The sequence below is a fragment of the Demequina subtropica genome (assembly GCF_000971235.1).
Taxonomy (GTDB): Bacteria; Actinomycetota; Actinomycetes; order Actinomycetales; family Demequinaceae; genus Demequina; species Demequina subtropica.
Genome location: NZ_BBMB01000012.1, coordinates 132987 through 154189, shown reverse-complemented (window position 1 = coordinate 154189; position 21203 = coordinate 132987). Strand labels below are relative to the sequence as shown.

General features: G+C 72.6%; 19 protein-coding genes. 10 read left to right on the top strand and 9 right to left on the bottom strand.

Features of this window, described 5'->3' with window-relative positions:
• The first annotated feature begins 183 nt into the window (after positions 1-183).
• On the top strand, positions 184-2430 hold the full coding sequence (gene nrdD, locus AOM06_RS12040; protein WP_062306467.1) for an anaerobic ribonucleoside-triphosphate reductase: 2247 nt from the start codon (positions 184-186) through the stop codon (positions 2428-2430).
• 5 nt (positions 2431-2435) lie between these two features.
• Positions 2436-2999, top strand: coding sequence for an anaerobic ribonucleoside-triphosphate reductase activating protein (gene nrdG, locus AOM06_RS12035; protein WP_062306695.1), 564 nt, complete (start codon positions 2436-2438; stop codon positions 2997-2999).
• A gap of 214 nt (positions 3000-3213) precedes the next feature.
• On the opposite strand, the gene AOM06_RS12030 is transcribed toward nrdG, so the two are convergent.
• From AOM06_RS12030 to AOM06_RS12010, 5 genes are all read right to left on the bottom strand, one after another.
• Positions 3214-4098 carry a glutaminase gene (locus tag AOM06_RS12030; RefSeq protein WP_062306463.1) on the bottom strand — a complete coding sequence of 295 codons (885 nt, stop codon included), beginning with the start codon at positions 4096-4098 and terminating at the stop codon, positions 3214-3216.
• Positions 4095-5834, bottom strand: coding sequence for an AMP-binding protein (locus tag AOM06_RS12025; protein WP_062306459.1), 1740 nt, complete (start codon positions 5832-5834; stop codon positions 4095-4097). The genes AOM06_RS12030 and AOM06_RS12025 overlap by 4 nt, the downstream gene beginning before the upstream one ends.
• A gap of 72 nt (positions 5835-5906) precedes the next feature.
• Positions 5907-6776, bottom strand: a complete 870-nt coding sequence (locus AOM06_RS12020; RefSeq protein WP_062306456.1) for a MaoC/PaaZ C-terminal domain-containing protein — start codon at positions 6774-6776, stop codon at positions 5907-5909.
• A complete protein-coding gene (locus tag AOM06_RS12015) occupies positions 6776-8128 on the bottom strand; it encodes a 3-oxoacyl-ACP reductase (protein ID WP_062306452.1) in 1353 nt (450 codons plus the stop codon). Before AOM06_RS12015 ends, AOM06_RS12020 begins: the two co-directional genes overlap by 1 nt.
• Positions 8128-9396 carry an acetyl-CoA C-acetyltransferase gene (locus AOM06_RS12010; protein ID WP_062306448.1) on the bottom strand — a complete coding sequence of 423 codons (1269 nt, stop codon included), beginning with the start codon at positions 9394-9396 and terminating at the stop codon, positions 8128-8130. Before AOM06_RS12010 ends, AOM06_RS12015 begins: the two co-directional genes overlap by 1 nt.
• 75 nt (positions 9397-9471) lie before the next feature.
• Here AOM06_RS12010 and AOM06_RS12005 point away from each other — a divergent pair, with 75 nt between their 5' ends.
• The 4 genes from AOM06_RS12005 (at position 9472) to AOM06_RS11990 (ending at position 14117) form a co-directional block, all read left to right on the top strand.
• On the top strand, positions 9472-10122 hold the full coding sequence (locus AOM06_RS12005; protein ID WP_062306444.1) for a TetR/AcrR family transcriptional regulator: 651 nt from the start codon (positions 9472-9474) through the stop codon (positions 10120-10122).
• 16 nt (positions 10123-10138) lie between these two features.
• A complete protein-coding gene (locus AOM06_RS12000; protein WP_062306438.1) occupies positions 10139-12088 on the top strand; it encodes an acyl-CoA dehydrogenase family protein in 1950 nt (649 codons plus the stop codon).
• Between the two features lie 123 nt (positions 12089-12211).
• The gene (locus AOM06_RS11995; RefSeq protein WP_062306433.1) at positions 12212-13468 is read left to right on the top strand and encodes an MFS transporter; all 1257 of its coding nucleotides are present in this window, start codon (positions 12212-12214) and stop codon (positions 13466-13468) included.
• A 31-nt stretch (positions 13469-13499) separates the two neighbouring features.
• Positions 13500-14117: a YitT family protein gene (locus tag AOM06_RS11990; RefSeq protein ID WP_062306429.1), complete on the top strand. Its 618-nt coding sequence runs from the start codon at positions 13500-13502 to the stop codon at positions 14115-14117.
• A 6-nt stretch (positions 14118-14123) separates the two neighbouring features.
• Here the strand turns inward: AOM06_RS11990 and AOM06_RS11985 are convergent, their stop codons facing one another.
• Complete coding sequence (locus AOM06_RS11985) at positions 14124-14606, bottom strand: glutathione peroxidase (RefSeq protein WP_062306424.1); 483 nt, start codon at positions 14604-14606, stop codon at positions 14124-14126.
• Between the two features lie 105 nt (positions 14607-14711).
• Between AOM06_RS11985 and AOM06_RS11980 the strand changes: the two genes are divergently transcribed.
• Positions 14712-15947: a DUF2254 domain-containing protein gene (locus AOM06_RS11980; RefSeq protein ID WP_062306421.1), complete on the top strand. Its 1236-nt coding sequence runs from the start codon at positions 14712-14714 to the stop codon at positions 15945-15947.
• Positions 15944-16828 carry an NUDIX domain-containing protein gene (locus tag AOM06_RS11975; RefSeq protein ID WP_062306416.1) on the top strand — a complete coding sequence of 295 codons (885 nt, stop codon included), beginning with the start codon at positions 15944-15946 and terminating at the stop codon, positions 16826-16828. Before AOM06_RS11980 ends, AOM06_RS11975 begins: the two co-directional genes overlap by 4 nt.
• Here AOM06_RS11975 and AOM06_RS11970 read toward each other — a convergent pair.
• Together AOM06_RS11970 and AOM06_RS11965 are read right to left on the bottom strand one after the other, a co-directional pair.
• Positions 16822-17892, bottom strand: coding sequence for a class I SAM-dependent methyltransferase (locus tag AOM06_RS11970; RefSeq protein ID WP_062306411.1), 1071 nt, complete (start codon positions 17890-17892; stop codon positions 16822-16824). The genes AOM06_RS11975 and AOM06_RS11970 overlap by 7 nt on opposite strands.
• Positions 17893-17938: 46 nt before the next feature.
• Positions 17939-18565: an alpha/beta hydrolase gene (locus AOM06_RS11965; protein ID WP_062306408.1), complete on the bottom strand. Its 627-nt coding sequence runs from the start codon at positions 18563-18565 to the stop codon at positions 17939-17941.
• 140 nt (positions 18566-18705) lie between these two features.
• On the opposite strand from AOM06_RS11965, the gene AOM06_RS11960 reads away from it, so the two are divergent.
• Together AOM06_RS11960 and deoD are read left to right on the top strand one after the other, a co-directional pair.
• The gene (locus AOM06_RS11960; RefSeq protein ID WP_062306404.1) at positions 18706-19611 is read left to right on the top strand and encodes a PfkB family carbohydrate kinase; all 906 of its coding nucleotides are present in this window, start codon (positions 18706-18708) and stop codon (positions 19609-19611) included.
• A 33-nt stretch (positions 19612-19644) separates the two neighbouring features.
• Entirely contained in the window at positions 19645-20349 is a 705-nt protein-coding gene (deoD, locus tag AOM06_RS11955; protein ID WP_062306401.1) for a purine-nucleoside phosphorylase, read from the top strand.
• Positions 20350-20368: 19 nt separating this feature from the next.
• Here deoD and AOM06_RS11950 read toward each other — a convergent pair whose 3' ends face one another.
• Positions 20369-21082, bottom strand: a complete 714-nt coding sequence (locus AOM06_RS11950) for a gamma-glutamyl-gamma-aminobutyrate hydrolase family protein (protein WP_062306398.1) — start codon at positions 21080-21082, stop codon at positions 20369-20371.
• Between the last annotated feature and the right edge of the window lie 121 nt (positions 21083-21203).

Here is a 21203-nt window from a genome sequence, read left to right as displayed (position 1 = left end):
TGCGCACGGCGGGCGGGGAGCAGCGCCCGCGAGGTCGCTTTTGGGACCTAGGGCCCAGGCCCCCTGGACCACGAGATCTAGTGTTGAGGCATAGCCCTCACCACTACATGTTGTGGTTATGGGCGCTTGGCGGAGCCGGTCTCCGCGGTCGGCGGGCATCACGGGACACGAAGGGGAGCCATCATGAGCATCACGGAGCAGGAGCGCGCGATCGCCGTGGCGGATGGGGAGAACGCTACCGGCCTCCGGGTGGTGAAGCGCGACGGGCGCACGCTGCGCTTTGACGACCGTCGCATCGGCACCGCGCTCGCGAAGGCGTACGCGGCGGTGCACGGCGAGCTCACGACGGCCCATGAGCAGGCGGTCGACGCGCTCGTGTCCCGCATCGACGCCGAGCTCGCGTCGCGCTACTCGGGCGCGGTCAAGATCTACGAGATCCAGAGCGTGGTCGAGCACGAGCTCCTCGAGGCGGGGGAGTACGAGGTCGCCCGCGCGTACATCGACTACCGCGTCGACCGCGACTTCTCGCGGTCGAAGGCCATGGACCTCAACCATTCGATCACGCGCCTCATGAGCAAGGACTCGGCCGTGGTCCACGAGAACGCGAACAAGGACGCCGAGGTCTACAACACCCAGCGCGACCTCACCGCCGGCATGGTGGGCAAGGCGATCGGCCTGCGCATGCTGCCCGCGCACGTGGCGAACGCCCACCAGAAGGGCGACATCCATTACCACGACCTCGACTACCACCCGTATGCGCCGATGACCAACTGCTGCCTCATCGACTTCAGGACGATGCTGTCGACCGGGTTCCGCATCGGCAACGCGCAGGTGGACCCGCCGCGGTCGATCCAGACCGCTACGGCGCAGATCTCGCAGATCATCGCGAACGTGTCGTCGAGCCAGTACGGCGGATGCACCGTCAACCGCATCGACGAGCTGCTCGCCCCGTACGCGGACCTCAACTACGCCAAGCACATCGCCGACGCGCAGGAGTGGATCGAGGACCCGGGCCGGCGCGCCGACTATGCGCGCGAGAAGACCCGCAAGGACATCTACGACGCGATGCAGAGCCTCGAGTACGAGATCAACACGCTCTTCACGTCGAACGGGCAGACGCCGTTCACCTCGGTGGGCTTCGGGCTGGGCACCGGCTGGTACGAGCGCGAGATCCAGCGCGCGATCCTCGAGATCCGCATCCGCGGCCTCGGCCGCGAGGGCCGCACCGCCATCTTCCCCAAGCTGCTCTTCACGCTGCGCGCGGGTGTCAACCTCGAGGAGGGCGACCCCAACCACGACATCAAGGCGCTCGCGCTCGAGTGCGCGACCAAGCGCATGTACCCGGACGTGCTGAGCTACGACAAGATCGTGGAGCTCACGGGCTCCTTCAAGGCGCCGATGGGCTGCCGTTCGTTCCTCCAGGGCTGGGAGGATGCCGACGGCCAGGACGTGGTCGAGGGCCGCATGAACCTGGGCGTGGTGACCCTCAACCTGCCGCGCATCGCCCTCGAGGCGGCGGGCGACCTGGACGCGTTCTGGTCGCTCCTCGACGAGCGCCTCGCGACGATGCACGATGCGGTGCTCTACCGGGTCGAGCGGTGCAAGGAGGCGGTGCCGGGCAACGCGCCGATCCTGTACATCCACGGCGCCTTCGGCAAGCGCCTCGCCCCGGCCGAGGACGTCGACACGCTGTTCCGCGACGGACGCGCGACGGTGTCGCTCGGCTACATCGGCCTCTACGAGGTCGCGACCGCCTTCTACGGGGGCGAGTGGGAGTCGAACCCCGAGGCGAAGGCCCTCACGTTGCGCGTGCTGCAGACGCTGCGGGACCGCGCCGCCGCCTGGAAGGCCGAGTCCGGCTACCACGTGAGCGTCTACTCGACCCCGTCCGAGAGCCTCACGGACCGGTTCTGCCGGCTCGACAAGGAGCGCTTCGGATCGGTGCCCGACATCACGGACAAGGACTACTACACCAACTCCTTCCACTACGACGTGCGCAAGAACCCCACGCCGTTCGAGAAGCTCGACTTCGAGGCGGAGTACGCGCAGTACACCTCGGGCGGCTTCATCCACTACTGCGAGTACCCGGTGCTGCAGCAGAACCCCAAGGCCCTCGAGGCCGTGTGGGACTACGCGTACACGCGGGTCGGGTACCTCGGCACCAACACGCCGATCGACCGGTGCTTCGCGTGCGGCTACGCGGGCGACTTCGAGCCGACCGCCCGTGGATTCGCGTGCCCGAGCTGCGGGAACGCGGACCCGCGCACGTGCGATGTGGTGAAGCGCACGTGCGGCTACCTGGGCAACCCCCAGCAGCGCCCCATGGTGCACGGCCGCCACCAGGAGATCGCGGCACGCGTCAAGCACCTCCCGGGCGACGTGCGCGTGCCTCCGGCGCTCGTGGACCGCATGACCGACCCCCAGGGGTGAGCACGATGCACCGCACGCCCGTGCGCGCGACCTGGCGCTCCGACAAGGTGAGCCAGGGGTATGTCGCCGACTACAAGCCGTTCGTGTTCGTCGACGGCGAGGGCGTGCGGTGCAGCCTCTATGTGAGCGGGTGCCTCTTCGCATGCACCGGCTGCTTCAACGAGGACGCGTGGAGCTTCCGGTGCGGCGAGGCGTTCACGGCCGCGCTCGAGGACCGCATCCTCGCCGATCTGGCCCACGAGGCCGTCCAGGGGCTCTCGCTCCTGGGAGGCGAGCCCTTCCTCAATACCGGGACATGCCTCTCCGTGGTGCGGCGCATGCGCGCCGAGCTCCCGGGCAAGGACGTGTGGTGCTGGACCGGGTACACGCTCGAGGAGCTGGTGGCCGAGGGCGGCGACAAGCGCGAGCTGCTGGACCAGGTCGACGTCCTCATCGACGGGCCCTTCGACGCCTCGCAGCGCGACCTCACGCTCGCGTTCCGGGGCAGCCGCAACCAGCGCGTGCTCGATGTGCGGGCCTCCCTCGCGGCCGGCCGCGCGGTGAGGTGGGCGGGTCTTCAGGAGTCCTGAGGGCGGCGGTGCCCGGCGTGCAGCGCGGTGGGGTGACGTGCGGCATGCTTGCACCTTTCCTGCACGACGGTGGGAGGTGCGACCACCTGCCCCTCGTGCAGGAAAGGTGCGAGGACCGCGACACGGACACCACCATGCTCAGCGCAGTCGCAGTCGCAGTCGCAGTTGCAGCCTCGGGCGTATGGCCGGGCGGCAGCCCCGTCGCACGGCCGGTTCAGGGCGCGAGAGCGGGTGCCATCGCGCGCGCGACCAGCTGCGCACGCACCGGGTTGCCCGTGGCGTCCAGCCCGGGGGAGTAGGCGGCCAGGGCGCTGCGACCCGGCACGATCATCACCAGGGCGCCAGCGATGCCGCTCTTCGCCGGCAGCCCCACGTGCGCCATCCACGCGTCGGTGGCCTCGTACAGGCCCGCGACGGCCATCGCGCGCACCGCCACCTCGGCGGCCCGCGCGCTCACGATGCGCTCTCCGGACAGCGGATCGCGACCGCCGCCGGCGAGCACCGCTCCCATGCGTGCCAGGTCGGCGATCGTGACGCCGATGCACGACTGCAGCGTGTAGCGGTGCAGCGCCTCCTCGACCGTGGCGCGGAGCAGGCCGCGCTCGGCGAGCAGGCCCGCGAGCAGCCGGTTGCGCTGGTTGGTGGCGTGGATCGCGTCGACCATGACGGCATCGGCGCCGAGCGGGCGTCCGGCGAAGCGGGACAGCCCGTCGCGCAGCTGCGCCTCGTCGAGCAGGCTCGACACGGTGATCGCGCCGGGATTGACCATGGGGTTGGTGCGACCGTCCGTGCCGCCGGTGATCGCGGCCGGATCGTTGAAAGGCAGGCCCGTCGGCGCATGACCGGTGAGGGCGAGCACGTGATCCGCGCCGTGCGCGTCGACGGCCAGCGCCAGCGCGAAGGGCTTGGCGACGCTCATGAGGATGAAGCGCGCGTCGGCGTGGCCGGCCGTCGCTGGAGCGCCCTCGAGCGGATGCCAGCTCGCGGCGAGCAGCGCCGGATCGATCGCCGCGAGCGCGGGGTACACCTGCGTGACCTCGCCCGTCGGCCCCAGGCGGGCATCGTCCACGGCACGGCCGAGCGCCGCCGCGAGCGTCACGATGCGGGGGCGTCCTCCGCACGCGACGCCTCGAGCTCGCGAAGCTCGCGGCGCAGCACCTTGCCGACGTTGTTCTTGGGCAGCGCGTCGATGAACTCGATCACCCTCGGCCGCTTGTAGCCCGTGAGGCGCTCCTTGAGGAACGTGCGCAGGGCGTCCTCGGTGAGCGACTCGTCGCGCCGGACCACGAACAGCTTGGGAACCTCGCCCGAGTGCTCGTTGGGGATCGGGATGGCGCCTGCCTCGATCACCAGGGGGTGCAGCATCGCCGCGTCCTCGATCTCGCCCGGGTAGACGTTGAAGCCGCCGCAGACGATGATCTCCTTCTTGCGGTCGACGATCCGGAAGAACCCGTCCTCGTCCTCCACCGCGACGTCTCCGGTGAGGAGCCAGCCGTCCTCGGTCAGGACGCGCGCCGTCTCCTCGGCGTTGTTCCAGTAGCCCTGCATCACCTGTGGGCCGCGGACCGCGAGCTCTCCGCGCTCGCCGAGCGGCAGCGGGTTGGCCTCGTCATCGACGATGCGCACGTCGGTGCTCGGCAGCGGCACGCCGATGGTGCCGATGCGCGGAGGCATGTGGGTCGGGTTGACCGAGACCACGGGCGACGCCTCGGTGAGGCCGTAGCCCTCCGTGATGTCGTGGCCGGTGACCTTCTTCCAGCGATCGGAGACGGCGGAGCGCACGGCCATGCCGCCGCCCACCGTGAGCTTGAGCCTGCCGAAGTCGACGTCGGCGAAGCCGTCGGTGTCGAGCAGCCCGCCCGCGAGGGTGCTCACCAGGATGAGGCCGTCGGGCTTCGTGGCGTCCAGGGTCTTGACGAACCCCTTGAGGTCGCGCGGGTTGGTGATGAGCACGTTGTGCGAGCCGAACTTGAAGAACCCGATGCAGTTCACCGTGAGGGAGAACACGTGGTAGAGCGGGAGCGCGGCGATGATGACCGACTGGCGCTCCTCGCCCAGCGTGTTCCGGATCTGCGCGATGAACTGCTCCTGGTTCGCCAGGAGGTTGCCGTGGGTCAGCACGGCGGCCTTCGCGCCGCCCGTGGTGCCGCCCGTGTACTGGAGGAACGCGACGTCGTCCTGCGTGAGCTCGGGCGTCGCGAGGGTCCTGCCGCGGCCCCTCGCGAGCGCGGCGCGGAAGCCGATCGCCTCGGGAAGGTGGTACTCGGGCACCATCTTCTTGATCTTCGCGGCAACGAAGTTGGTGAGGGCCCGCTTGGGCTGGGGGAGCAGGTCGCCCGCCTGCGTGACGATGACGTGCTCGATGCTGGTCGCGCCGAGGATGCCGGCGACCTTGTCCGCGAAGTTGGCCATCACCACGATCGCGCGCGGCTTGGCGTCCCGGAACACGCCCTCCATCTCGCGCGACGTGTACAGCGGGTTCGCGTTGACCACGATGAGGCCGGCGCGCAGCGCGCCGTACAGGGCGACGGGGTACTGGAGCAGGTTGGGCATCTGGATGACGATGCGGTCGCCCTTGGCGAGGCCGAGGTCCTGCTGGAGGAAGGCGGCGAAGCGCGTCGCGAGCTGGTCCACCTGGCGGAACGTGAGCGTGCCCCCGAGGTTGGAGAACGCCACGTTGTCGCCGTGCTCCTCGGCTGCGCGCGCCACCATCTCGCCCAGGGAACGGTCCGCGACGGGCTCGATCGCGCGAGGCACGCCGGGTCCGTAGTACTGGTACCAGGGTCGGTCCTCGCCGCCGACGGGGTCGTGGGCGGTGCGGGCGTGGGGGGACATGGCGTCACATCCTCATCGATGGGCGGATCTGGTTCGGGGACGATTGTTCCCTGTCCGGGCCGTCCCGCGCGACTACGACGCGCGGCGGACGCTCATGAGGAGGTGCGGCTTGGAGCCGTCGCGCGTGGTGACCGCGGCGTCGAGGCCCTCGGCGTGCGCGGTCGCACGGAAGCCCACCGTGGACGGCAGCAGCACGGGCTTCACGAACGCCACGTGCGCGCTGTACGACTCGCCGTGGCGCCCTTCGAGGGCCGCGAGCGCATGCGCGTGGGTCCACATCCCGTGGATGATGGGCCGCGCGAACCCGAAGGCCTTCGCGGCCACCCGATTGGTGTGGATCGGGTTCGGGTCCTGCGAGACCCGGCGGTACCGCCGTCCAAGGTCGGGCGCGAGGCGCCACAGGGCCAGCGGCGGCTGCGGGTCGAACGGCTCGCGCTCGACGGGTGCCGGCTCGCCCGGCACCCTCATCCCCGCGACCAGGTACGTGCTCACGCCCTCCCACACTGTCTCGCCGTCGACGCTCGCGGTGCCGACGAGGTCGAGCATCGCGCCGCGGGCGTGCGGGCGCAGCCCCTCGGCGTGGACCTCGAGGTCGAGCGCCTCCGCGGTGGCCACGGCACGGTGCATCGTCATGGAGTTGGACGCGTGCACCGCCCCGACGAGCCGCACCGAGGAGCGGCGGTCGCCGAGCAGGCTCACGTGGAGCGGGAACGTGAGCACGTGGATCCAGGTCGCGGGGACTGCGTTCCGCAGCGTGTAGCCGCACACGCGCGAGTACTCCGCGAGCCTGTCGAGGTCCTGGCGCACGCCCTCGACACGGACCGCATGCGACGGGACCCTCGCCTCGCCCTTGCGGGACGGCACGAGCGCGCGCGCGAAGGACGCGCCCATCGCCGGCAGCCCGTCGAGGCGCTCGACGGGGCGTTCGACGGCGGCGGGCATCACGCCCCCACCAGGTTCTGGCCGCAGACGCGGACCACCTGGCCCGTGACGCCCTGCGAGGCGGGGTCGACGAGGTAGCCGATGGTCTCGGCGACGTCGACGGGGCTGCCCCCCTGGCTGAGGCTGTTGCTGCGACGGAAGACCTCGCGCTGGACGAACGGGATCTTGGCCGTCATGTCGGTCTCGATGAAGCCCGGGGCGACCGCGTTCACGGTGATGCCCCGCTCCGCGAGGTCGGGAGCCATGGCGATGACGAGGCCCGCCACGCCGGCCTTCGAGGCCGCGTAGTTCGTCTGCCCCTTGTTGCCCGCGAGCCCGGACGTGGAGGCCACGCCGATGATCCGGCCGTCGTCCGCGAGGCCGCCCTCCGTGGCGGGGTCGAGCAGCACCGCGTTGATGCGCATCTGCGCCGCGAGGTTGACGTCGACCACCGAGCCCCAGCGGCCCGCGTCCGTGTTGACGAGCATCTTGTCGCGCGTGATGCCGGCGTTGTGGACCATCGCGTGGATCCGCTCGCCCCGGGCCGCGACATGCGCCGCGATCCTGGCGCCCGCATCGTCCGCGGTGATGTCGAGCTGGAGGGCCGTCCCGCCGATCTCGTTGGCGACCGCGGCGAGGCCCTCGCCCGCCATGGGGATGTCGACGGCCACGATGACCGCGCCGTCACGCGCGAGCGTGCGCGCGATGGCGGCCCCGATGCCCCGTGCGGCGCCCGTCACCACGCATACCTTGCCCTCGAGGGGACGCTCGGCGAGCGGAGCCTCCGGGGTCGCGGCGGGACGCACGTGCCACGCCTGGCCGTCGACGAAGGCGCTGCGCCCCTGGAGCACGAAGCCGAGCGTGGAGACCAGGTCCGCCGGGGTCACGCCCTCGTGCGCGTAGATCAGCGTCGAGGTCGCGCCGCCGCGCAGCTCCTTGGCGACCGTCCGGTTGATCCCGTCGAGGGCGCGCGCCACCGCATCGGCCTCCCATCCGCCGCCGACGCCGCCCGGACGGGCCATCACGACGATCCGGCCCGCGCGCTCCACGCCGCGCACGGCGGGACGCAGCACCGCGCGGAGACCCTCGAGCTCGGCCACCGCGGCGACATCGGTCGCGTCCACGATGAGCGCGCCGATGCGGTCGCCGTAGCCGGGGGCGTCCTCGCCCGCGTCGACCACGGGGGCGTCGAAGGCGCGCCCCACGAGCGCGAGCGTCTCCTCCACGAGCGTCGACGGCCCGAGCGGTGCGAGCACGATCGGGCCACGCGGGAACTCCCGCCCGCGGCGCAGACGGGGCGGCTCGGCGAGGCCGGCCTTGGCGGCGACCTTGCGCCCGACGGGGGAGTAGAAGGCCTTCTCGAGGGCGCCCATCACACCGCCTCCAGGATCGCGACGACGCCCTGGCCGCCGGCCGCGCATACCGAGATGAGGCCGCGCGAGCCGGGCCCGCGCTCGTGCAGGAGCTTCGCGAGGGTCGGCACGATGCGCGCGCCCGTCGCGGCGAACGGGTGGCCGACCGCGAGCGACGAGCCCGCGACGTTGAGCCGTGCGCGGTCGAGCGTGCCGATCGCGCCGTCGAGCCCCAGGTCGCGGCAGTAGTCCTCGTCCTGCCAGGCCTCGAGGGTCGCGAGCACGGTCGACGCGAACGCCTCGTGGATCTCGAAAAGGTCGATGTCGTCGACCGTGAGCCCCTGGCGCGCGAGCAGGCGGCCCGTCGCGCCGACGGGCGCGAGGAGCAGATCCTCCCCAGCCGGGTGGTCGACGGCGGCGACCTCGGCATCGACGATGCGCGCCCACGGCGTGAGGTGGTGCTCGGCGGCCCACTCCTCGGTCGCGAGCAGCGTGGCGGCGGCCCCGTCCGAGAGGGCGGTGGAGTTGCCCGCGGTCATGGTGCCGTCCGGGCCGCCGAAGGCAGGCTTGAGCGCCGCGAGGCGCTCGACGCTCGTGTCGGGGCGCAGCAGCGCGTCCTTGGCGACGCGCAGGTACGGCGTCACGAGGTCGTCGAAGAAGCCGCGGTCCCAGGCCTCGGCCAGACGGTGGTGGCTCGCGGCCGCGAGCTCGTCCTGCGCCTCGCGCGTGATGCCCCAGCGGGTCGTGGTAAGCGCCTGGTGCTCACCCATCGACAGGCCGGTGCGAGGCTCGGCCACGCGCGGCGCGAGCGGGGCCAGATGGCTGGGGCGGATCTTCGCGAACGCCGCGATGCGCTGCTTCGCGCTGCGGGCGCGGCTGGCCTCGAGGAGGATCCGGCGCAACGGGTCGCTCACCGTGATCGGGGCGTCGGAGGCGGAGTCGACGCCCGCGGCGATCCCGCTGTCGAGCTGACCGAGCGCGATCTTGTTGGCGATGTACATGGTGGTCTCGAGCCCCGTCGCGCACGCCTGCTGGAGATCGCAGGCCGGCGTGAGCGGCGAGAGCGCGGAGCTGAGCACCGCCTCACGGGTGAGGTTGAAGTCGTTGGGGTGCTTGAGGACCGCACCGCCGGCGACCTCGCCCACGCGCGAGCCGGAGAGCCCGGTGCGTGCGACGAGCCCGTCGAGGGCGGCGGTCAGCATGTCATGGTTGGACGCCTGTGCGTAGGGTCCGCCCGCCTTCGCGAAGGGGATGCGGTTCCCTCCGACGACCACGACCTTGTGGTGCATAGCTCCTCCGGGAGATTCGGTGGTTATCCGATACTGACGGTAGCAGATACCTCCGGTACTGGATATAGTCGTGTCATGTCCTCCGATGGCCGGGATACCAGGTGGGAGCAGCATCGCGCCGATCGGCGCCGCGAGCTCGTCTCCCACGCGTTGCGCGCCATCCGCGTCCACGGGCCGGGCGTCGCGCTCGAGGACATCGCGGCACGTGCGGGCACCTCGAAGACCGTGCTCTACCGGCACTTCGGCGATCGCGCGGGCCTCTATGCCGCCGTGGTCGAGTCGGTCCACGCGTACATCCACGCCGGGCTGACGACCGCGCTCCAGCTCACCGACACCGAGGACCTCGGGCGCATGGCGGGCGACCTCGCCGACGCGTACCTCAGCCTGGTCGAGCGCGACCCCCACATCTACCGGTTCGTGCTCGCCGTGCCGGTGGCCACCCCCGCGGGCGCGCCCGACCCCGCGGGCAACCTGCCGGCGATCATGGGCACCCACGTCTCCGAGGCGATCGGCGCCCACCTCGAGCGCACGGGCGTCGACGCGTCGTCGGCATCGATCTGGGGGCACGGCCTCGTGGGCTTCATCAGGGCCGCGGCGGATCAGTGGATGGACGCTTCGCCGCGTCCGCCCCGCGCCGACGTGGTCGCCCACATCACCGCGATCTTCGCGCCCGGCTTCGTCGGCGCGCTGGCGCCGAGCGGCGCGCTCGGCCTCGATCCGACCTGAACCGAAGGAGTTGACAATGACGTTGACCGACCAGACGCCCAGCCCGCTCGCCCACGAGCGCCTCACCACCGTCGGAGCGGCGCTGCGCGTCGCGCTCGATGGGCCGTATGCCGCCGAACGGGCCGTGGCGCGTGCCACCTTCCCCGCCGAAGGCGCGCTCCGGCCCGTCGAGCTGGGCATCGAGGAGTCGCGCGACTGGACGCTCGCACGGCTGCTCGAGCTTCAGGCGGCGGGCTTCGGCTCCGCGGGCGTGCCGCAGCGCGCGGGTGCTCACGCGGACCCGCTCGAGGCCGCGCTCACGTTCGAGACGCTCGCGATGTGCGACCTGTCCGTGACCATCAAGTCGGGCGTGCAGTTCGGCCTGTTCGGCGGCGCCGTCACCAACCTGGGCACGGCGTGGCACCACGACACGTTCCTGCCCGGCGTGACCTCGATGGAGCTCCTCGGGTGCTTCGCGATGACCGAGCTCGGCCACGGCTCCGATGTCGCGAGCCTCGAGACCACCGTCACGTACCTGTCCGAGTCCGACGAGTACGAGGTCCACACTCCCACGGAGGCGGCGACCAAGGCCTACATCGGCAACGCCGCGCGCGACGGTCGGATGGCGGCCGTCTTCGGCCAGCTCGTGGTCGATGGCGAGCGCCACGGCGTCCACACCATCCTGGTGCCGATCCGCGACGAGGACGGCGAGGACCTGCCGGGCGTCACCACCGGCGACCACGGGCACAAGGGCGGGCTGCTGGGCATCGACAACGGCACGCTCCGCTTCGACCACGTCCGCGTGCCGCGCCGGATGCTCCTCGACCGCTACGGCGGCGTGACCGAGGACGGCGTCTACGCCTCGCCCATCGCGGATCCGAACCGGCGGTTCTTCACGATGCTCGGCACGCTCGTGCGGGGACGGGTCTGCGTCGGCGACGGCGGGGCCATGGCCGCCCGGCGCGCGCTCTCGATCGCGACGCGCCACGCGCTGCGCCGCCGGCAGTTCCCCGCCCCGGGCCGGCCCGACGGCGTGCTCCTCCTCGACTACGTGGTCCATCAGCGTCGGCTGCTGCCGCTCATCGCACGCTCGTACGCGCTCGGGGCCGCGCAGAACCGGCTCATCGAGGCGCTCGTGCACGTCCAGGGCGACGAGCCCAGCACGGAGCGGGACCAGCGCGAGCTCGAGACGTTCGCCGCGGGGATGAAGTCGATGCAGACGTGGTTCGCGAACCGGGCCGTGCAGGAGGCACGCGAGGCGTGCGGCGGCGCCGGCTACATCAGCGAGAACGAGCTCACCGCCCTGCGCGGCGACGTCGACATCTTCGCCACCTTCGAGGGCGACAACACCGTGCTCATGCAGCTGGTGACCAAGGCGCTGCTCACGGACTACAAGCAGGCGTGGAGCGCGCTCGACCGCTCCGGGGTGGTCCAGGCCACCACGCGTGCGGTGGGCGGCATGGTGATGGAGCGGACCTCCGCGGGCCTGCTGTTCGACAGGCTCGCGGCCACGGCGCGCCGGCGCCCCGAGGAGACCACGCTCGTGGACGCGGGCTGGCACGCGCTCATGTTCGAGGAGCGCGAGCGCCATGCGCTCGAGTCGCTCGCGCGCCGCATGCGCGCGGCTGCCAAGAGCACGGGCGACGCGTTCGAGGGTTTCAACCGCCTCGGACCGCATGTGCAGTTCGTCGCTCGCGCCCACATGGAGCGCGTCACGCTCGCGGCGCTGGTCGACATGGTCGCGGCATGCGAGGACCGGGAGGCGCGAGCGGTGCTCGAGAAGGTGCGCGCGCTCTACGCCCTCAGCTCGATCGCGGACGATCGCGCGTGGTTCCTCGAGCACAGCCGCATGACCACGGCACGGTCCAAGGTGATCTTGGATCAGATCGATGCGCTGTGCCGCGAGCTGCGGCCGCACGCGCTCGCGCTCGTCGAGGGGCTCGGGATCCCCGAGCCGTGGCTCGCGGCGCAGGTGCTGCGCGACTGAGGCGCGTCCCGGCGGAATGCTGGGCGTGCGCGGGTGGTTGACTGGTGTCGAACAGGGCCTCGCGTCCTGGCCCGCGCTCGACGATGAGCGGTTCCCCGACGGCTCATCGAAGAAGGCGCATCCATGCAGCTCACCCCCGCGCGCACCCGGCTCGCGCTCCTCGCCCTCGCGTGCGGCGGCTTCGGCATCGGCACCACCGAGTTCGTCGCAATGGGGCTCCTGCCTGACATCGCGCGTGACCTCCTGCCGGACCTCTACGCCCAGGACCCTGACGGTGCGCTCGCCCAGGCGGGCCTCGTGATCTCCGCGTACGCCGCGGGCGTGGTGATCGGCGCGCCCACCATCGCGGCCGCCGCCGCCCGGTTCCCGCGCAAGACGCTGCTGACGGCGCTCGCCGCGGCGTTCACGCTGGGCACCCTCGCCTCGGCGCTCGCTCCGACGTTCGAGACCGTGGTCGCGGCCCGCGTGCTCGCCGGCCTGCCGCATGGCGCCTACTTCGGGGTCGCGGCGCTCGCCGCCGCCGACCTGCTCGGGCCGGGCAAGCGGGGCCGTGCCGCGGCCTTCGTGCTCTCGGGGCTCACCATCGCCAACGTGGTCGGCGTCCCTGCCATCACGTGGCTGGGGCAGCACACCGGCTGGCGCGTCGCCTACCTGGGCGTCGCGGCGATCTTCGCGCTCACCACCGTCGCGATCGGGTTCTGGGTGCCGCGGACGCCCGGCGACCCCCACGCGACGGTGCGCCGCGAGCTCGGCGCGTTCCGGCGCCCCGCGGTATGGCTCGCTCTCGCCACCGGCTCGCTGGGCTTCGGTGGATTCTTCGCTGTCTACTCGTACGTCTCGCCCCTCGCGACCGAGGTGACCGGCGCGTCCGAGTCGTTCGTGCCCCTCGCGCTCGTCGTGCTCGGGCTGGGCATGACGGTCGGCAACCTGGTGGGCGGGCGAATGGCGGACCACGGGGCGGTCCGCGCGGTCTTCACCCTGTTCGGCGTCTTCGCGGCATCGCTCCTGGCCCTCGCGTTGTCGGCCGGCACCGTCCCAGGGCTGCTCATCGGGCTGTTCATGGTCGGCGCGTCCGCCGCAGCGATCTCGCCCGCGATCCAGACGCGCCTCATGGACGTCGCCGGCGACTCCCAGACCATCGCGGCGGCGCTCAACCACTCGGCGCTCAACATCGGCAACAGCCTGGGCGCGTTCCTGGGGGGCGCGGTCATCGCCGCCGGGCTCGGCTTCGTCGCGCCCACGTGGCTGGGCCTCGCCCTGTGCGTGCCCGGGGTCGCCGCGGCCGTCGCCGGGTGGGCCGTCACGCGGCCCCGACCGGACGATGCGGTACCCTCCTTGGCGGCCGCAGACGACCGAGTCGCGGTGCGACCCGGGCGCTGACGCGGCCCCGCATCGTCCCAGGAGGAAGAACGTGACCGTCGTCGAGCCGCCCGCCGAGATCAAGCCCCACGCGGTGTGGGAGGACGTGCTCGCGATCCCCACGGGCGCGTTCCTCATGTCCTGGGGCATGTACCTGCTCAGCGCCATCGACGGCGTCACCGGCGGCCTCGCGGGTGTCTCGTTCCTCACGAGCTACGTCACCGGCTGGTCGCTGGGCCTGGTCTACTTCGCGATCAACCTTCCGTTCTACTGGCTCGCGGTGCGACGCCTGGGCTGGGCCTTCACCGTCAAGACGCTCGTCGCGGTGGGCCTCATCTCGATCGGCGTCGGACTGCACCCGCACTTCATCGACGTGTCATCGCTGCAGCCGATGTACGCGGCCATCTTCGCGGGCCTCGCGGTCGGCACCGGCATGATCGTCCTGTTCCGCCACGGCGCGAGCGCGGGCGGCTTCGGCATCCTCGCCCAGTGGCTCCAGCAGACCCGCGGCTGGCGTGCAGGCTACGTCCAGCTCGCGCTCGACGCGTGCGTGATCGCGGCCTCGGTCGCGCTGGTCGAGTGGCGCATCCTGCTCGTGTCGATCGTCGGCGGCGTGCTTCTCAACCTGGTGGTCGCGATCAACCACCGTCCGGGGCGCTACTTCGGCTGATGCGCCTCAGGCCGCGAGCGCGTCCCGGATCTCCGCGGCGAGCGCCGCGGGCTCCGTGGTGGGGGAGAAGCGCGCGATGACGCGGCCGTCGCGGCCCACCAGGAACTTGGTGAAGTTCCACTTGATCGCGCCGCCCGTGATCGAGCGGGTCTGCGACTTGAGCCACCGGTAGATCGGATCAGCGTTCCTGCCGTTGACGTCGATCCGCGCGAACATCGGGAACGTCACGCCGTAGTTGCGCGTGCAGAACTCTCCGATCTCCTCGGCGCTGCCGGGCTCCTGCCCGGCGAACTGGTTGCAGGGGAAGCCGAGCACCACGAGCCCCGCCGGTGCGAGCTCGCGGTAGAGCGCCTCGAGGCCCTCGAACTGCGGGGTCAGCCCGCACCTCGATGCGGTGTTGACCACGAGCACCACGTTGCCGGCGTAGTCGGCCAGGTCGCGGGTCGTGCCGTCGAGCGCGGCGGCGCTGAAGTCGTGAAGCGTGGTCATGGAGCCATTCTGACGCGGCGCGGCAACGCGCAGAACCCTCGGACCCCCGGGCAGGATGGTCCCGAGGCGGCATGAGGAGGCCGGGTGCGTCGAGAAGGCTGGCGGATGACCATCGCGGCGCTGCGCCGCCGCGTGTGGTTCCGGCTCGCGCTGTTCACGGTGGGCGCGGTGCTGCTCGCGCTGCTCGCGGGGGTGGTCGGCTCGCGGCTCGGCGGGCTCGTGTCGCTCGACCTCGGGCAGGGTTCGGTCCAGACCCTCCTGCAGATCCTTGCGACCTCGATGCTCGCGGTCACGACGTTCTCGCTCACGGTCATGGTCTCGGTGTACGCGTCGGCCGCCGCGGTCGCGACGCCCCGTGCGACCCAGCTGCTGATCGAGGACCAGACCTCTCAGCAGGCCCTGTCGACGTTCCTGGGTGCCTTCGTGTTCGCGATCGTCGGGATCGCGGCCCTGTCCACGGACTACTACGGGGACGACGGCCGCATCGTGCTCTACGCCGGCACGCTCGTCGTCGTCGCGAGCGTGGTCGTCACGCTCCTGCGGTGGATCCAGCACCTGGTCGCGTTCGGCCGCATGGCCGACGTGGTCGATCGGGTCGAGGACGCGGCGTGCGCGACCGTCGGCGCCGCGGCCAGGCGCCCTCGCCTGGGGGGAGCCGCGGCCGTCGCGATCCCCGCGGGCGCGTGGCCCGTCCTCGCCGAGCGCGCCGGTGTGGTCACGCACGTCGACATCGTCGCGCTCGACGCGGCGGCCGAGCGCGCCGGCGGCGCGGTGCACGTGCTCGCGCGGGCCGGTGCACCGGTCGCACGCGGCGAGGCCCTGGCCCGGGTGAGCGCAGCGCACGACGATGCCGTGGCCGACGAGGTCCGCGCGGCCTTCACCGTCGCACGGCATCGCACCTACGACCAGGACCCGCGGCTCGGGCTCGTGGCGCTGGGCGAGATCGGCAGTCGCGCGCTGTCGCCGTCGACCAACGATCCGGGCACCGCCGTCGAGGTGCTCAACGCGATCCAGCGGGTGCTGACGGAGCACCTGTGCGCGCAGGTGGAGGGCGGCGTCGATCATCCCCGCGTCCACGTGCCCGAGGTCGACTTCGCCGACCTGGTCGAGGACGGCATCCGGCCGATCGCGCGTGACGGCGCGCACCTGGTCGAGGTCGCGCTCCGCGTCCAGCGTGCGCTGGGCGGGCTCGCGCGCGTCGCCGACGCGGAGGCGGCCGCGACGCTGCGCCGCGCCTCGGAGCGCGCCGAGCGTCGCGCGCTCGCCGCGCTCTCCGATCCGCGGGACGTCGCGCTGGCGAAGGACGCCGCCGCGGCGGCGCGCGGCGAGAGGCGCGCGTGAGGCCGCCCCCGCTGCCCGCGGATCGCGACCCGGGCGACAACTGGGCGTACGCACCCGACGGCACCCGCTACTGGGGAGCGTTCGGGGCCGCGGGTCTGCTCGTCCATTCACCCGACCGTGGCGTCCTCCTCCAGCATCGTGCGGAGTGGAGCCACCACGGTGGCACCTGGGGCATCCCGGGCGGTGCGCGCCACGCGGGTGAGGAGGCGTTGGACGCGGCGCTCCGCGAGGCCCACGAGGAGGCGGGGGTGCCCGCGTCCGCCGTGCACCCGGTGGGCGTCCACGTGCTCGATCTCGCGGTCTGGACCTACACCACGGTGGTGGCCCACGCTCGGGATCCGTTCGACCCGGTCGCCGGCGACACCGAGAGCCTGGAGCTCGCCTGGATCGCCGTGGACGAGGTCGATCGCCGTAACCTCCACCCGGGCTTCGCCCGGTCGTGGCCCACGCTCCGGAGCGCCCTCGCGCATCGCCCCGCGATCGTGGTGGACGCGGCCAATGTGGTGGGATCCGTGCCCGACGGCTGGTGGCGCGATCGCAGGGGTGCCGCGTCGCGGCTCGTGGCGCGCCTCTCGGTGCTCGCCGCGTCGGGCATCCCCGACGCGGGCCCGGGGCTCGACCGCTGGTACCCGCGCATCGTCGCGGTGGTCGAGGGCGCAGCTCGCGGCGTCCCCGCCGCGACCGGGGTCGAGGTGCGCGACGCGCCAGCCGCCGGGGACGATGCGATCGTGGCCGAGGCGGCGGCACTCGCAGCCGCCGGGCACGCCGTCACCGTCGTGACCTCGGACCGGGGACTCGCGGGACGGGTCGCCGGCGGCGCCGAGACCAGGGGCGCGGGGTGGCTCCTCGCCCACCTGGACGCCGTCGCGCCCCGTCAGTGATGCAGCCGGTAGAACCGGAAGAACGCGAAGTCCTCGATGGGGAGGACCTCGACCTCGCCGAACCCCGCCTGCGTCGCGTAGTCCCGCAGCATGGGCGCGCGCATCACGGTGCCCGTCGCGGCGGACGGCGTGCTCGCCATGCTGTCCGGGAGGCAGATGAGGACGCTGTAGCCGTACATCAGCCGCTCCACGGTGTCGCCGGGCTCCGGCGGATGGTCCGCGACGCCCTCGTCCATGATGACCACCGCGCCGTCCGCCTTCACCGCGTCGCGGATCGCCGCGAGCACCTCGACCGGCCGCGGCATGTCGTGCAGCGCCTCGAACACGAAGACCGCGTCGAAGGTTCCCTCCAAGGCGCCGCCATCGGAGTGCACGAGCGTGACGCGGTCCTCGAGTCCGGCGGCAGTCACGTGCTCGCGGGCGCGAGCGATCGACGGCTCGTCGACGTCGACGCCGGTCACCATGGCGGTCGGGTAGGCGCGTGCGAGAGCGATGGCGGACCACCCGGCTCCGCACGCGACATCGGCGATGCGCGCCCCCGGACGCGACAGCACCGCATGCAGGTCGGGCACGCTCGCGAGCGCCGGTGCCAGCATCGTCTCGAACCACGGCCTGTTGACGTCGCCCTGCGCCCAGCGCGCATCGTCGCCGAGCTGCGCCCAGCTGACGCCGCCGCCCGTCCGGTACGCCTCGATCAACGCCGGCATCTGGGTCGCCGCGGCAGCGAGCATGCGCGCGATCGGTGCGACGTAGACGAGCGAGCCGCCGTCGGTGAGCGCCTCGGCCGCTCCTGCGGGCAGCGAGTACACCGGCGCGCCGTCGATCTCCGCCTCGACGACGAACCCTGCGGCCGCCTGGTGCGCGAGCCATTCGCGCGCGTAGCGCGGGTGGGTCCCTGTCCGCTCGGCGAGCGCGTCCGGCGTGATCGGGCCGTCGCTTGCGAGCGCCCTGTACCACCCGAGCCTGTCGCCCAGGTGGATCGCGAGGGTGTCCATCGCTCCCAACGCGGCGGTGAGCACGTGCTCGGCCCACTCGTCCGCCGGGGCATGCGCGTGTGGGGACATACGGCTCCTCCCGTCCCCACCATGGGAACGCCGCACGCGACGTCCGTCAAGGGCGCAGCTGTGCCTCGAGGAACGCGCGCACGTCCTCCATCTCCTCCTCGGTGATCGAGTGCCCGAGCCCGGGATAGACGTGCGTCTCAGCGGTCGCGTGCGCCGCGAGGAAGTCCCGCGTGCGCGCCAGCGCGTCAGGCCAGATCACCGGGTCCGCGTCGCCGCGGCCCCAGAACACGGCGGGGCGGGTGGCGGCGAGCGTCGCGTCGGCCGCCTGGGGCTCGACGGGGACGAAGCCGGCGAGCACCACGGGCGCCGCGACGCGATCGGGACGGGTCCGCAGCAGCTGAAGCGCCATCAGCCCGCCCTGCGAGAAGCCGACGGGGACGATGCTCGTCCGGGCGCCCAGGTGCGCATCCACCCAGTCCCACACCGCATCCGTGCCCGCGGCGATGGCGTCCTGATCCATGGCGCCGTCGGGGGAGAGCGGGAACCACGCAGCGGCGCCGTAGCCCATCTCGAGCGGAGCCCGCAGCGAGGCCCAGGGCAGGCCCGCGGGCAGCCAGCGTGCGATCCCGGGCAGATCGTGCTCGTGGGAGCCGAAGCCGTGGAGCAGGAGCGCGACAGCCGGGCTGTCGGGAGCAGGCGGGAGCGGGGAGAGGACGGAGCGCAGCGTGGTCACGCGCCCAGTATCCCGGCGACGGGCCGTCGGCTCGCATCGGTGTGCCGCGTTGCGTGCCCGCGCCCCGCCTCATAGTGTCCAGAGGAGCACGACCGGCGGGCATTCACGCGACGAGGCGTGACCACACCACAGGAGGCCGCGTGGATCGCGATGTGACGGTGCTCGGCAGCGCCAACGCGGACATCCGCGTCCTGGTGGACCGGCCGCCGCACCGCGGCACGGCCACGGTGGCCCATGATCTCGAGGTGGGCCCCGGCGGCATCGGCCTCAACCAGGCGGTCGCCGCGGCACGCATGGGGGCGCGCACCACCTTCATCGGCGCCGTGGGTCTCGACGACCACGGCGCGATGCTGGTGCGGTGCCTGGCCGAGGCCGGCGTGGAGCCGTGCGTGGACGAGGTCGAGGGCGCGACCGGTGCCGCGATGATCGCGCTCGACGCCGAGGGTCAGATCACCGTGATCGAGATCCCCGGGGCGAACGCCACGCTCGATGTGCTGTCGGATCGTGCGCGCCATGTGCTCGCGCACACGGGGGTGCTGCTCGTGCAGCTCGAGGTCCCTGTCGCCGGCTCCCGTGCCGCCGCCGCGATCGTCAAGGGAGAGGGCGGCACGGTGGTGCTCAACGCGGTGCCCGCCGCCGACGAGGCCGAGGCGCTGCTGGGGCTCGTCGACGTGGTGATCGCGGACGAGGTCCAGGCGGCGGCGATGACGGGGCTGGACGGCGCCTCGGCCGAGGCCCTCGCCGCCGGCCTCGCGGAACGCGTCCCAGGCGCCGTGGTGCTCGGGGCCGACCGCACCACGACGCTCGCCGACGCGGACGGGGTGCGGATGCTCCCGGCGATCGTCGCGCACGCCCTCGACAGCTCCGCGGTGACGGACACCTTCTGCGGCACGTTCGCCTGGGGCATGGCCGCAGGGGAGGGGATCGATGCGTCGGCGGCTCGAGCCGCGGCTGCGGCCGCGCTGGCGCTGCAGCGCCCCGGATCGGCGCAGTCGATCCCGACGGCCGCGGATGTCGACGCGTTCCTCGCGCTGCGGGACGCGTGAGCCGGGACGAGGCCCGCCGCTAGGGTGAGGGGCATGCCTACGCCCCATATCCGCGCCGAGCGCGGCCAGATCGCCGATCGCGTCATCATGCCGGGCGACCCCCGGCGCGCCGAGCGGATCGCGACGGAGTACCTCGACGATGCCGAGCTGGTCACCGATGTCCGCGGCATCCTGGGCTTCACCGGCACCTGGGAGGGCCGGCGGGTCACCGCGATGGCATCCGGCATGGGCGCGCCGTCGATCACGATCTACGCGACGGAGCTCGCCCGCGAGTACGGCGTCACGCAGATCGTGCGCGTCGGCACGGCCGGCGGCATGAGCACGGCGGTGGGCGTGCGGGACGTGATCATCGCGACAGGCGCGCACACGGACTCGAGCATGACCGCGAGCCGGATCCCCGGCGTGAGGTTCAGCCACGTGCCGGACTTCGCCCTGGCGAGCGCCGCTGTCGCGGAGGCGTCACGGCTCGGCGGCGACGCGACGGTGCACGCGGGGACGGTCTTCACGTCCGACCACTTCTACCTCGAGCGTCCCGAGCTCTCGGCGGCGCTGACCGCGCACGGCACGCTCGCGGTCGAGATGGAGGCCGCGGCGCTCTACGCCGTGGGGGCGGCCGAGCGGATCCGCACCCTCGCAGTGGTCACCGTCTCGGACCACCTGCTGACGGGGGAGAGCATGACGTCGGACGAGCGCGAGTCGCAGTTCGATGCCGCGGTGAGGATCGCGCTCGCGCTCTGATCCCGCGAGCGGCCCGTGCTCAGCGGGTGGCGTAGGCGCGGGCTGCGGCCGCGAAGGCCTCCCACACCGCGGTGAGGCCGTCGAGCTCCGGATGCCACTGGATGCCCAGGCAGAACGCCCGGTCGGGGTCCTCGACCGCCTCGACGAGGCCGTGGACGCTGCGCGCGGACACCACGAGCCCGTCGCCGACGACGTCGATCGCCTGGTGGTGGTACATGGGGACCTCGCGCTCGAGGGGATGCAGGGACGCGAGGAGCGTGTCGGGCAGCACGCTCACGCCGAGCTCGCGGAAGATCGCGTCGCCCATCTGGTACTCGTCGTGGCCGACCACGTCGGGGACGTGCTGGTGGAGAGTGCCGCCGCGGGCGACGTTCATCACCTGCGCGCCGCGGCACACGCCGAGCACGGGCATCCCGGCCTCGCAGGCGGCCTCGACCAGCGCGACCTCCCAGGCGTCCCGCGCCGTGCGCGGCGCGTCGGTCTCGCCGTGGGCCTCCGCGCCGTACGCCGTGGGATCCACGTCGTAGCCGCCCGTGAGGTACAGCGCGTCGACCCGCGCCAACGTGTCCGCGGCGAGCGCCGGGTCCTGCTCGGGCAGCACCGCGATGATGGCTCCCGCGGCGCGGAGCGGCGCGATGTACGCGTCGGGGAGCCAGACCGCATGCTGGTCATGCCAGATGCCCGTGCTCGACTCCTCGACGTACGACGTGACCCCGATGACCGGCGCGTCCATGATCCCCCCGTGCTCCCCGGGGCTGCCCCGCCCCTGGCCAGAATCTAGCGTCGATCCGGCCGCTTCCTTGACCACGCCTTTGCCGCTTGCTGGCGGGACACGGGCCGCCGGAGCGCCCCGC